A 13,994-nucleotide genomic window follows, 5' to 3' on the forward strand; every position below is an offset into this window, starting at 1 on the left:
CGTTCCCTTGTTGTGCGAAAGACATGCGAATCGTTGCACATTTGCTTCAAAATTATAAGCGTTGCGACGTTTGTAGACAAAACGTTTTTTGTGTAAATAGCATCGAATTCAGCCAAAAAGGGAAAAACTCAGATATGGCGACGGATGGATCAGATTCTTTCGGTCCTTTTCATTCATTTTCAAGGATTTACACCAGTTTTCGTTACATCATTGGCATTCGGTGCTTGGCCTGTGCTATGTTAACTTTAATATCCATATTAGTGCGTGTTCAAAAAAGGGCGGTTTTCAGTACCAAGAAGATGGGATGAAGCCAGAGACTTTTTGAACAACCTCTATTAAATAAGGAGGAACAACATTACATGAATCCCTTAGGGCAGCCTTTGCAACTTAAGGCTAACTTCAAGCGGCTGGGGTTGCTTGCGGCGATTGGCCTGATTCTATTTTTTGTATTTCAGATCTTTCCTGCCACCTCATCGCAAACAACAGAAATTTCGTCTACGTCCTTCATAACCAAGGAGCAGGCGACGCAATCCGCACGATCATTCGCAGCTTCTGTGAATGACTATACACTGCCAAATGATGATGAAAAAACCCTGGTAACCTACCAGACACATTCGGATATCTACGGGTATATGGCCAAAACCAAACAACTTGATACCTATAACCAGAAATGGGAAACAAGCTATCCTTACGATGTATTCCGCGTTCGTTTGCCTGATCAGGACAAAGGCGGTTATCTTCATGTTGACGTACATATGAAAACAGGAAAAGTGGTCGGCTTCAAACGGGAACTGCCTTCTTCCCTCTACACCGCCATTGAGGCGGAACAAAGCACCGGGAAAGTGACCACATCGCAAGTACTTGCTGAAGGCAATATATCTTTGGACGAGAAACAACAGCTTGCGGCTGGCGTTCTGACCGAATTTGGTTATGAAGTGCCGGCACTTCAACTGGAGACTCGCGATGGTGAAGCGGGACTGAAGTATGTGGATTCTGAAAAAGCCATTGGAGACTCCAAGCTTGAACTGAACTTTACGTTTGAAGAGGGTGCGGTACGATCGTTCGATCCTGGCTTCTCGGTCCCTGAATCCCATACCGATTATGTGAAAGCTCAGACGCGACAAGCCAACTGGATGACCTATGGCGGCTATGCGTTCCTGACCCTTGTTCTGGGCGTGCTGGCCATTATCTATAGCATTCTGACCCGAACACATACTTCTTTCAAACGCGGGATCATTCTCTCACTGGTGTATTTCGCAGCTTCGGTGATTGGCACGCTGAACATGATTCCTCTGCTTCAAGCACAGGGATTCTCCAACTTCATGTTAGCGTTCCTGATGTTATTTCAGATAGGTATTACACTGGTCATGAGTGCAACCATCTATCTATCCCTCGTTGCCGGTGACGGCATGTGGCGTAAAATCGGTCTGAACCCTTGGCCTCGTGCCAAAGAACCGGGATACGGAAAATATGTACTTCACAGCATGGTTGCCGGTTACCTGTGGGCATTCATTCTACTGGGTGTGCAATCCATCCTGTTCTTCATTCTGGAGCGGAGCATTGGCACATGGTCAACAACGTCAGCAGATCAATCTACATTCAATATGACCTATTCGTGGCTCTTCCCGATCATGGCCTGGATGGCCGGTATTGGTGAAGAAGCCGTCTATCGACTGTTCGGCATTCGTATGATGCAAAAGATTGTGCGTAACACGTTTATTGCCTGTCTGATTCCAACCATCATTTGGGCACTTGGACACACATTGTATCCGATCTATCCAGTAATCACCCGTCCCATTGAGCTGTTAGTGATTGGATTGCTGTTCAGTCTGATCATGCTGCGTCACGGCTTCATTGCCGTTGTATTCGCCCATGTGATCTTCGACAGCTTGCTGATGGGACTCAGCTTGGTCTTTATGGGAGATGCCCTGAATATGGCTGCCGGACTCTTCTGGATTGTACTCCCGGCCATCGTTGGATATGTGATCTACAAATTCAATCCAAAACAAAAAGAGAAGCCGTATGTTACGACTCCTCATCCCGAAGTGCTGCAATAATCTGATTTGCCAGTTTGTCACCAATAGATAGAGGCCGGAAGTCTTCGACGCTGGCCTCTTTTATTTTGCGCAAAGAGCCAAAATGCTTCAACAGCAACTTACGCCGCTTTTCTCCAATACCCGGAATGGCATCCAAACGTGATGTCACCATCGATTTGCCACGCTGTTCCCGGTGGAACGAGATCGCAAAACGGTGGACCTCTTCCTGTATCCGCTGCAACAGGTAGAATTCCTGACTATCCCGTGGCAGGGAGATGACTTCCGGTGGATTACCGATCATCAACTGCGAAGTTTTATGCTTCGCATCCTTCACCAGTCCACATACCGGAATAAACAGCCCCAGCTCATTTTCCAAAATATCAACCGCAGCCGAGATCTGTCCTTTACCACCATCGACCACAATCAGGTCAGGCTGGGTCAGGTTTTCTTTTAATACCCGCTCGTAACGGCGACGGATAACTTCTCTCATGGTTTCATAATCATCCGGTCCTTCAACCGAACGGACCTTATATTTCCGATATTCCTTCTTATCCGGTTTACCATCCGTAAATACGATCATGGCGGATACCGGGTTCGTACCCTGGATGTTCGAGTTATCAAACGCTTCAATACGGTGAAGCTGATCCAGTCCAATATATCGGCCTAGCCCTTCAGCAGCTTTGGATGTCCGTTCTTCATTTCGCTCAATTAGACGGAACTTCTCTTCCAGTGCTACACGTGCGTTATCTACAGCCATGGTGATCATCTGGCGTTTCAATCCACGTTGTGGGATGAGCACTTTGATCTCCAACCACTCCTGTAAAGCAGCAGCAACCTGAGTGGGGTCTTCCAGTCCTGATGGGAGCTTTTCAGTTGAAGTAGTTGTATCCATTATTGGAGCATCCTCTTGCATACTATCAGGCTGTTCAACTTCTGACTCAGCGGCACTTCCATAAGGTGCCCGGGTCTCAGCAACCAGTGGCTGGTTAGCTGTACTTTGCTCCACTTGTTGCGTCTGTTCGAACTCTATCGTAACTGCGGCAGGCACCGATCCATCAGCATCAGATAACGTATCCAAACTGTCGTTATCCGTTGCAAATTCCTTGGGCATTTCCGGCAACAAAATTTCTTGTGGCAATGCCGGATTATCACTGTAATACTGTGTTACATAGGACATGAAATCACTGTACGCCTCACCGTAAAACGGGAAGGTGGAGACATGGCGTTCGATCATTTTACCCTGACGCATATATAGAATCTGGACACACATCCAGCCTTTATCAATGGCAAAACCAAATACATCACGGTCTCTGGCATCGGCCATCGTAATTTTCTGTTTTTCCATCATCGCATCAATGGCGATTACCTGGTCGCGCAGTTCCTTGGCACGTTCAAAATAAAGATCCTCCGCAGCCTCTTGCATCTTACGCTGCAAATCCTTCTTGATCTCTTCGTGACCACCGCTCAGAAATGAACCAATCTCCTGGGAAATCTGGTCGTACTGCTCCTTCTCCACTTCCTTCACACAAGGGGCAAGACACTGTCCCATGTGATAGTACAGGCACACTTCTTTGGGCATTACACCACATTTGCGCAGAGGATACATGCGGTCGAGCAATTTTTTCGTTTGGTGTGCCGCATATGAGTTCGGATAAGGTCCGAAATATTTGGCTTTATCTTTCAGCACACGCCGGGTTACTTCCAACCGGGGGTGCTTTTCATTTGTAATTTTAAGATACGGGAATGTCTTGTCATCCTTAAGCAATACGTTATAACGCGGCATATGTTTCTTGATCAGGTTACACTCCAGAATGAGTGCTTCCATGTTACTGCCCGTCACGATATATTCAAAATCACGGATTTCGGAGACCAGTCGCTGAGTCTTTCCGTTATGACTACCGATAAAATAAGAGCGTACGCGGTTCTTCAGAACTTTAGCCTTACCTACATAGATAATCGTGCCTTCACTATTCTTCATCAGGTAACATCCAGACATATCTGGCAGCAAAGCGAGCTTGTGACGAATCTGCTCCAATGCCTTCTCCTGATCCTGCAAATCATTCATGAATTGGTCCATAATTCGGTGAATCCTCCTTCCCGAAAAAAGTATAAATAAAAGGTTACACTAAGCCATTCTGATTACAGTACCGTCTTCCAATCCGTTATTGGATTGTCTCTGAGTCACCTTTTTTTATAAGAAGAAACTAAAGATAATTCACACTGACACTACGATGACAGAACAACCTTCCAATCCCTGTTATCCCCAGATTTTTTTCATTCCCTTTTCTCAAGGGAAAAATCTGTTGATAAAGGGGAACGCTTCGCTTTTTCAGGTTTTTTCTGTCCTCTCCGTTACTGTGTAAATAATTAGTTCCAACTATATATCAGAGATGAATCCGGGATAAAGACGAGCACTTCGCTTCTCCAGATCGGTTCTGTACTCTACAATCAAGTGTGAAAAATATTTTTACTTTATATTGTCCTATATAAAGGTATTCGACGCAAAACGCCCCCGGCATGTAAACCGGAGGCGTATGTGTAAACCTGTAAATTATTGGTGTTTTGCGATAATTCCTTTGAGCGCATCTTTCGAATTCAGACCAACCACTTTATCTACCGGTTGACCGTCTTTGAAGAAGATCAAAGTTGGAATGCTCATTACGCCAAAGCGGGAAGCAGATTCCGGATTTTCATCCACGTTAACTTTAGCAATTTTCACTGCATCGCCAACTTCTGTGGACAGCTCTTCCAGGATTGGAGCGAGCATTTTACAAGGACCACACCAAGGCGCCCAGAAATCAACAAGAACCGTTCCTTCGCCTTCTACTTCAGCGTTGAAGGATTGATCGGATACGTTAACAATAGCCATGAAATTGTCCTCCTTATATATACTTACGGTTTTATTTTAACCTGTAACGTCGTGAACGACACTTCCAGTATAACACAGGTACGTCAAACTTGTGAATTGAACGCTGCAATGTTCATCTTCCCAACATCAAATCTTCACAATTACAGGATGTGGCATACCAACTTCAAAATCTTTACAAACGCTTTCTTTTCCAAGTATACTAAAATTACTCCGGGTTTCAGCCCCAATACGGGCAAGCTGTTTCCCCATAAGGAGGCAATAACATGGATGCAAATGTGCGGATCAGCGACCCGCGTGAACATGTGAACGAGGAACCCCGCAACGATCTATTTGATCTGATCGCGGGTGTTGCCGGCATGGCCGGCCTGATGACAGTGATCTTTTTCGGTATGGTTATCTTCAAATTCCTCACCGAATAGGACACTCACAGGTCTCACGCAGGACCAGAAAAGCCCGGTTTTCGCGACAATGCGAAAGCCAGGCTTTTTTTGGGACTACTTTAACTTTTGATTGCAATCAGCTCAGCTTCTAAATCGTAAGCTCCACCGATAAGAACCATTTCGTTCAATTAGCTCGGTTCAACGTTTGCCGCGCTGATTCTCACCCCGAACGGAGATGACATCCACAAATGGACGAATCCGGTCCATGAGACGCTGCCCTTTATTCATTTCCTCGCCGTCCCGATTGGTGAAACTAAGATGTTTCTCCAGCCCATCCAGATTGTAATTGGACGTATAGAACGTTGGTTTGCGATTCATCCGATAGTTCAGAATGGACCCCATCACATGATCTCGAACCCAAGGGTTCAGATTCTCTGCCCCGATATCATCAAAGATGAGCAGATCACAACTTTTCAAAATATCCGTCATTTCCTTCAGCTTCTGCCCTTCACTGATCATGGATTTCAGATCCTCCACAAAGTCAGGCATATAGATGATGACACCCGTATGGCCTGCAACCGCCAGTTCATGCAGCAGATAACACATCAGAAACGTCTTGCCTGTCCCGAATGTTCCTTCCAGAAACAGTCCTTGCGGAGATAATCCATTCTCCTTGGTCTCCCTAATATAACGAAGCACCTGATTCACTGCCGGAGCACGCATCCGATCCTTGCCCATAATCTCCACGTCGTTGTATCCGGCACTGAGTGCACGCTCGTCCACATAGAAACTGCGAATGCGTTGCTTAATGATATGTTCATTTTGCCGGGCGATATGTTTGGAACAAGGCGCTTTTATATCTATGATTTCGGGTTTACCGTTAAAATGTTCTACTTCCAGTTTGCAAAAGTGGCCCTGAAAATCGTTAGGACAGTTGTCGAGTCCCGGACAATTCGCACAGTTCTTAGAGTCTTTGGCGTACTGAAACAGCTTGCTCAGATCGGTCATGAGCTGTGCATCTTGCAGTTCAGGATGACCTGCGCGGAATTCGCGTACGTACGGATTTTCCATCAATTCCGCCGCAATCCGCCGCGATTGCTCACGAAAGGCAGGGTTCAGCTGCTGAAGCAGTCCTCCCAAGGATTCCATGGCTTCAAGCCCCCTTAATGTTTCAATATAGAATGAACAATTGAAGTGTACCCCTGACCATCTTGATGGCATAGGAACTTTCGATCATTTGCAATTCTACTGTTCATTCTATAGAAAAACAACCAATAACTCAACAGATACATCTGGTAAATAGCGTAACCCTTCCACCACCGTACGTAATGCCTAGTTTAGAGCACACTTGCAGTCCTGTACCTTTTAGTGTGTGTTCAAAAGTCTGTTTTTCGACTCTTTAAACAACTTTTATCAGCGGCGCAAGCCGACAGTAACGATCTCGCATGAACCTGTCTGTATGTTCCATTCCTTGCTGGCAAATGATAATGTCGACGCCTCTTCTATGTTGTGGGAATGAAGCATTTCGCCCTCTTCCTCCAGGATGTTGCTTTTGTACGCCGTTTCGAATGGCTGCGGAATCACTTGTGATGTTGCAAGCTTCAACGTGGCAGAGTCAGTGGTCATATTGAACCAGCGGAGCATCACATCACCGGAATCCTCATTTACCTTGAGCGAAGAAAATGCTAAACCGTCTCCTTGCCATGCAAACGGTGTGTTGCTAGGTGTCAGATAACCCGGGTGTACTTCAGTCTGTGCCAGCGTCCAAGGGACCTGGAACTGATACGCCTCAATATATGCGCCTGACGCTGCACCATTGCCATCATGCGGAATGATCTCGATTTTAAACGTATGTTCACCAAGACATTGTGCTTCAGGTGTCGGGAACAAACCCCAGTCTCCAAGTTCACCCACAGCACGAAGGAGCGTAACCGCAATAGTATTGCGCCCATCCTGAAGGACTTCATATTCATTCAGACCCAGATTGGCAACGACCAATCCGGCGTCCTTTTCACTCACATCCACAAAATTCTGTTGATGTTGTGTATTGCTTGGATTTTGCCACTCTGGTGCAGGCTTGTTATCACGTGTTGCAATTTCGAACATGGAATCCACATGATGAACAGCAGATACAAGATCCGTCGGGAAAAGAGCACGTACCCGATGATCCTTCGCCTGATTGTTGAAGGTTGTCTCCAATTGTACTCCTTTTCCACTACGACTAAGTGATATAACCGTACGGATCTGAAGTGGAATCATTTTAGTTGAACGCTGGGCTTTACGATGTGGATAATAAATCAGTTCCCGCTGTTCCTGATCCAGCATCTCATCCGCTGACTCCGGTATTTCCCAATGATGAATCACCTCGAACGAGGCCAAGTATGATGTATCCTCAAGGACCCGAATTTCGGCCTGAAGTGCTTGTGTTGTCAATGCAACTTCATTCTCTGGTTGCTTGAACATGTATTCATTACCGATATCACCCACATTTTCGTACACGCCAAGGTCCTTATAAGTCCGGCCTGTTCGTTTGTCTGTAATTGTGAATGAACCGTTGTCTGCAATCGTGACAATCATATGTTGATTTTCCATGCCACGTTCACCACGCAACAGCGTAGTCGTTTTCGACGGAGTACCACTCTTGGCATCATCCGCAAAGTTGACCAATGCATAGGTTTTCAGGCCAAATGCAGCTACATTCTCTGTTTCAAAACGAATACGAACGCGCCGACAGCTATACGGCTGACGGAAGCGGTCATCCGGCAGATCATAGCCAAATTGCAGACCCAGATCTTCCACCGTACATGGAATCTGCGTACCTTCTTCATCTACAAGGATACGACCTGACAGATCAACGGCGTTCATCTGCGCCGCCATCTCTTCCAGCGTGTATCCTTCCCGGAAATACAACCGAGCCGCATCCAGTTCCATCTGAACCACACCGCTTCGTTCCCACCCTGTTGTATTAAACACCACAACAGGCCGGGCATGCTCGCCATAGCGTGCAAAGATGGAGGTATCCACGGCTGTGGCAATCTGGTTGGTGCTGTCCTCAATTAATGCTTCTGCTACATGACGGCTCTTATCAAACCGTGTCACCATCTCACGGTGTACCTCATCCACACTGCATCCACAGATGCTGTCATGCGGGTGATTTTGCATCAGCGTTTTCCATGCATACGTCAGTTGATCATGTGGATAAACATGACCAAGCAGATAGGCAGAGGATGCCAGTGGTTCGGCCACTTTTTCCAGCATGGTCTGGCCCAGTTGGTTCATCTGTTTCAGATACACACGAGCCGAGGCCGTGTTCACCAGAGTTCCCCAGCCATCGGTACGCTGGCTGCGCAGCTCTCCTTTGACCGTGGACAGCTCATGTTCAGCCGATACTCTCAGGGCGGTCAGATAGTCCGGGAAGTTCGAGTGAACAAACTCGATATCGGGATATAATTGCTCAGCCATACGGATGGCTTCTGGCAGGTCTCGTTGAATCGGTTGGTGATCACATCCGTTCATGTACAACAACTCATTGGTCGATGCATATTTCTCAGCGTCTGCAAGCTTGGTTTCCCAGAACTTGCGAGCCGAAGCCTCGTCTACCGGAACCTCATTCCCGTTGGAGTACCAGTTAGCAAACAATACGCCGAGCACTTTCGATCCGTCTGGTCCTTCCCACATCAGCTCCGAGAAGCTTGATTCATATCCGGCATCCGAAACCGTATTATTAAATCCCGTAGGCTTCACACCACGTCCAAAGAACACATTATCAATGCCCGATTGCTGCATCAGCTGCGGAGTCTGCCCGACCAATCCGAATGTATCGGGAAAGTAACCAATTTTCGAAGGTGTACCGTAACGTTTGGCATCCTTATGTCCAACCTGCATGTTGCGCACATTGGCTTCTCCACTCGTCAGAAACGCATCCTGCAAAATGTACCATGGTCCAATCACAATTCGCCCATTGCGAATATGTTTCTCCAGTCGTTCCTTCTGCTCCGGTCGAACCTGAAGATAATCCTCGATGATAATCGTTTGTCCATCCAAATAAAAGCTTTTATAGTCCGATCCCTCATCAAGCTGATCCAATAGTGAATCCACGAGCTGAATGAGCCGCATATGATGCTTCTCATACGGCAAGTACCATTCCCGATCCCAGTGGGTATGCGAAATAATATGTGCTCTCTTCTTCTTAGTCATCGTGTGATCCCACCTCTTTCATCTTGTTGTACAATCTCAACCTCATCAGGGCGATACACCGCAGTCAGCTTTCCGGAAACATCTGTCGCAAACAGCACCGAACGATTTTTCTCCAATTGGAACGAGTACGATACACCTGTACGTTGATCTCTCACATGAACTTCATGGTTCAAGGCAAACTCCGATACAAATACATACAGATTCCCTTTTGGAAAACTCAGCTTCCGGCCGTAGATCCCTGCGATATCTCCGCCAGATATCCATTTCAACTCCTGTTCGATGCCCGAAATCTCGGTTGCATAACGATACAATTCAGCAAGTGGCTCATCCCGTCCGTTTAACTCGATCGGCAGTGGAGTCCAGATTAATTTCCCTTTGCCCAAAGGCAGAACGTGTACTTCATCTGCTGTACCATTATCCCCATGAAGCAAAGTCTCCTTTGCCACCTCGGCGATCCGACGCCGTCCATAGGTCACCCGGTGATTCACGCCATTAATATTCAGCAGCTCTTCCCGCTGCACGTTACCCAGACTGCGTTTGCCGACGATATGATCTGCCCGGTCAGTTGCCTTCCAGTACGCATCCAGTCCCAGCGGCCCTGTAATGAGCAGGCTCGTGCCTTCCTTCTCCGCAAACGTGAGCAATTGATGCAGTGCATCGCTGTCCATATTGTGCGGACTCGGTAGGATAATCAGTTTCGGTGGTTGCTGCTCCAACGCTTCCAAATGATATTCGGATAACGCACGGAATGGCAATTTCAGATCATAGGACATCACACGAGTTAGCTTTGTTGTGGCATCATAGGCGAGGGCACGGTTGGAAAAGTCATTGGAATAAGGGAACACCACTGCAATATCTTCCAGCTCACGGTCTTCAAAGAGATCACGAATGCCATGCATGAATCGGCCAAAATCATAAGACACATCCGCCTCTGGTTTCTCCGTACCATCTGCACGAAGGGCTCCGATATGGGACTCATTGGCATTATCCATATAAAAGTTGGTGTTCCAGATCCATTGCACGGCGCCTGCGCCGCCTGTCGAGAAAGCATAAGCGTACTTTCGTTCGAGAATGCCACGAAGCTCTTCTTCCGTACGTTTGGCTCGACCATCCGGGGTTTCCACATACATGATGCCCGTCTCCTGGATGAGATTTGGCTTATGTGGCGTTTTAGCGAAAATGCCATCCCAGATCAGATCATCATTCAACCACCAGGAATGCACGGTTGTATAATCCACTTCTCGTTCATAGAAGAATGGCGAAGGACGCTGTGCACCAAGGGCTTCGTCCTGTCCCACCGTGACCAGATGATCCGGTACCAGATCCTTGATTGTACCTACAAGCTCTCTTGCCCAAACATTGTGCATTTCCATGGAGAAAAGACAGTAATCGAGCCAGCGTGTTCCTTTTTTGGCCTTGTGCATGTCCTGTACATCAAAGTTAATCTCTTCTGCCTCCGGGATCACCGCTGCTGCAAAATTGGGGAGCTGCTTCGGTGACATGTTCCATGCCTCCTGCAACGCTTCACTCGTCTGATGCCGCTGCTGAAGCCACTCGACAAAGGCTTGCTGTTCATATGAATCCCTCGCCGAGCGTGGACCAGCTGAGAAGATGCGCACCGGATCAAACATGGATGGCTCATTAATCAGATCCCAGTCCACATGGGTTGTATGCGTGTGACGACTGACGATGCTGCGGATGAAACGTTTCTGAGCCTCGACACTCTGAGGGTCCAAATACGGATTCGTTCCTTCCCATGTCTCCGGTGTAAAGGAGAAGAAGGTAAACGTGACCTGTAAGCCATGCCGTTTCGCCGTTAAAATAAATGCATCAATGGCACGAAGCACATCCTCTGCCATATGTCCGTCCACCTGCATCATGTTGCGATAGGCGGTCCAGATTCCCGTCCGAATCCAGTTAATACCGGCTTTTGCCATCTGAGCCATGTCTCGATCCCAGACATCCGCATTGGGCAGAAATAAAAATTTCCGTGCCACATCGGAGGTCATGTAGGTCATGCCTACAACAGGGAGAGGACGTCCGTCTTTTACAAAATAGTCCCTGCTGCGGGTAATCACTTCCCCTTCTGCCAGCAATGCTGCATCTTGTCCCCAGAAGCCCTGACGCAAGGTCCGATCTTCCCCGTCAGGTGCCTGCGCGTGGCATACGATCCGATACAGCCCACTTTCAATGGAAACCGGGAGAAGTATACGTTCGAAACGCTGCTCACCGGAAAGTTCCATCTCCAGTTGATGGCTCCATACCTTCTCCGTCGTTCCACTTATGCGATCCTCATGCTCGACCGTTATGTCAAACGTCCACAGCTCGGACTCGGTAAGTCTATTGCCTGCACGCTGTAAAATCTGGCCTTGAAGTGTGAGTACAGCCCGTTCATCTGGCTCATACGAAGCATAATTCGTTTTCAGGGATAACTCAGTTACACCTTGCGCACAGAATTGCGCCCACTTCACAATCTCGTCAGCGCCATCCTGCGTCCAGAATGAGGTGGTCAGCGGCAGGTGCACAAATATCCATCGTGAACCAACGAAAGTCCCGCGCGAGTTTTCCCACAGAACGACCGGAGCGGCGATGCTACGTCCATCCTTGCTCATGCCACGAAGTAATGGATAAATCTGCGTACTCATGGGACCGGATGAACCCATCTGGTGGGGCAGATCACTTGTTTTGGTTGTATGTGGAACCAGATTCCATGTATCTGCCTTCTCGAACAGCCCCTCTTTCCCAGTGAGAAGCGGGATCTGTTCGGATGACGTGTACGATTGCACATTGGCAGAAGATACGTTCAGTGCCTCATGAATATAGAGTTCCTGATGATACGCGGTCTGCTCGGACTCTACAACCCATGCCCCATTCTCATATCGAACCGGACGTTTAAAGGGTGCGCCCCCCATACTGATCAGGCTTCCGCCCTGGTGCAGGTAAGCTGCAATCTCCGTCCAGGCGGACTTGGGAAAATAGGGTGCATGCAGATTGACCAGACATCCTTCACCAGCCGTCGCTTTCAACGCCTCTGCAAGTTCATCAGCGTTTACAACAGTAATCTCTTCGACTGCTTTCCATGTATTCAGAGCCTGCTCAGTTGGAAAAGCACCTTCCATTGGAAACGCAGGATCAGCGAAAATAATCAGCTTTTTATCATTAGGTTGGATACTCATAACAGGCCATCCTTCATGGATTTATAGACCAACTGGGAGAACAGGCTGTTGGACCATGCAAACCATTTTCGTGTAAAAATCGTTGGATCATCAGCGTGGAAGCCTTCATGCATATAACCTGTATCCGCATCTGTCGCTTCGAGCATGCGAATAATCTCCAGTTTCTCCTCGGCAGACTGCGCAGTCAGACCTTGCATGGACAATCCCATATGCCAGATGTAATCTGGTGGTGTGTGCGGGCTACCGATTCCTTTGGCAACCTTGCCCTCATAATAGAACGGGTTCTCTTTGCTCAGAGCGAAGCGGCGGGTATTTTGGTAGATCGGATCATCCGCTGTGACGTAACCCAGATATGGAATGGACATGAGTCCCGGTGTACCCGCATCGTCCATAAGACAGTGGTTGCCATAACCGTCCGTCTCGTACGCATAGATCGGTCCAAATTCCGGATGACGATAAATACCGTACAACTGAATGCCGTGATCTACGTCCTGCTCCAGATCCTTCAATTCCTGCAAAAGTTCCATATCCCGGAACACCCACTCGGCAAACTCCTGCATTTGGCGCAGAGCTACCACCGCGAACATGTTGCCAGGGATATTGTAGTGGAAATCACACGCATCATCACTGGAACGGAAACCGGACCAGATCATACCCGTGTAGTTGACTGGCATACCCTTTCCGTGATTGCGCAGGGAATCTGTTGGGATACCGTTATTGCGAGTGAAGCGATATGGAGATTGTTCCATGTGATGCTGTTCGACTTTGAACAGGTCCACGATTTTACGCATCGCTGCTTTGAAGCTTGAATCGAAAATGTCAGTCAGTTCGGTTTCCTTCCAATATAAGTACGCCAAACGTACAACAAAACATAATGAGTCAATCTCAAATTTGCGTTCCCACACCCAAGGTGACATCTCGGTCTCGTCCGTAGTGTTCCAATGCCAGTCGTTAGCAGTCTCATTGAAGGCATTGGCATATGGATCGATGTGAACATATTGGATATGACGTTTGATCAGCCCGCCAATAATGCGTTGCAGGTCCTCATCTTCTTTTGCAAACGGAATGTAATGTACAACCTGCTCCACGGAATCACGCAACCAGGAAGCCGGAATATCTCCTGTGATAACAAAAGTCGTACCGTCCTCCATCAACTTCGTTGTTGTTTCAATAGTGTTGGGGAAGCAGTTTTTGAATAATTGAAGCAGTTTCGGTCGGTGAGCCAGTTTCTGTTCTGCTTCTTCGAGCACGGCCTGAATGGATTGTGGCAAAGCAACAGGTGGCATGGGTATTTTCGGTAATCTGAACTGTTCCATGGATGAGTGCAACTCCTTAA

Annotated in this window: 8 protein-coding genes; 2 read left to right on the top strand and 6 right to left on the bottom strand. The window is 47.6% G+C overall.

Going from position 1 to position 13,994, the window contains the following annotated elements; all coding sequences use genetic code 11:
* Positions 1-359: 359 nt before the first annotated feature.
* Complete coding sequence (locus F0220_RS24735) at positions 360-2,057, top strand: CPBP family intramembrane glutamic endopeptidase (protein WP_105601264.1); 1,698 nt, start codon at positions 360-362, stop codon at positions 2,055-2,057.
* On the opposite strand, the gene uvrC is transcribed toward F0220_RS24735, so the two are convergent.
* Complete coding sequence (gene uvrC, locus F0220_RS24740; protein ID WP_105601265.1) at positions 2,026-4,113, bottom strand: excinuclease ABC subunit UvrC; 2,088 nt, start codon at positions 4,111-4,113, stop codon at positions 2,026-2,028. The two genes, F0220_RS24735 and uvrC, sit on opposite strands and share 32 nt — an antisense overlap.
* A gap of 474 nt (positions 4,114-4,587) precedes the next feature.
* Positions 4,588-4,905, bottom strand: a complete 318-nt coding sequence (trxA, locus tag F0220_RS24745) for a thioredoxin (RefSeq protein WP_017692451.1) — start codon at positions 4,903-4,905, stop codon at positions 4,588-4,590.
* Positions 4,906-5,168: 263 nt separating this feature from the next.
* On the opposite strand from trxA, the gene F0220_RS24750 reads away from it, so the two are divergent.
* On the top strand, positions 5,169-5,324 hold the full coding sequence (locus F0220_RS24750; protein WP_017692450.1) for a hypothetical protein: 156 nt from the start codon (positions 5,169-5,171) through the stop codon (positions 5,322-5,324).
* A gap of 159 nt (positions 5,325-5,483) precedes the next feature.
* On the opposite strand, the gene dnaI is transcribed toward F0220_RS24750, so the two are convergent.
* From dnaI to F0220_RS24770, 4 genes are all read right to left on the bottom strand, one after another.
* Positions 5,484-6,434, bottom strand: a complete 951-nt coding sequence (gene dnaI, locus F0220_RS24755) for a primosomal protein DnaI (RefSeq protein ID WP_076319793.1) — start codon at positions 6,432-6,434, stop codon at positions 5,484-5,486.
* Between the two features lie 264 nt (positions 6,435-6,698).
* Complete coding sequence (locus F0220_RS24760) at positions 6,699-9,482, bottom strand: alpha-mannosidase (protein WP_149846779.1); 2,784 nt, start codon at positions 9,480-9,482, stop codon at positions 6,699-6,701.
* A complete protein-coding gene (locus tag F0220_RS24765; RefSeq protein WP_149846780.1) occupies positions 9,479-12,658 on the bottom strand; it encodes a beta-galactosidase in 3,180 nt (1,059 codons plus the stop codon). The genes F0220_RS24760 and F0220_RS24765 overlap by 4 nt, the downstream gene beginning before the upstream one ends.
* Positions 12,655-13,974, bottom strand: a complete 1,320-nt coding sequence (locus F0220_RS24770) for a glycoside hydrolase family 125 protein (protein WP_074096344.1) — start codon at positions 13,972-13,974, stop codon at positions 12,655-12,657. The genes F0220_RS24765 and F0220_RS24770 overlap by 4 nt, the downstream gene beginning before the upstream one ends.
* Positions 13,975-13,994: the final 20 nt, after the last annotated feature.

The sequence above is a fragment of the Paenibacillus sp. 37 genome, assembly GCF_008386395.1.
In the GTDB taxonomy this organism is placed as follows: Bacteria; Bacillota; Bacilli; order Paenibacillales; family Paenibacillaceae; genus Paenibacillus; species Paenibacillus amylolyticus_B.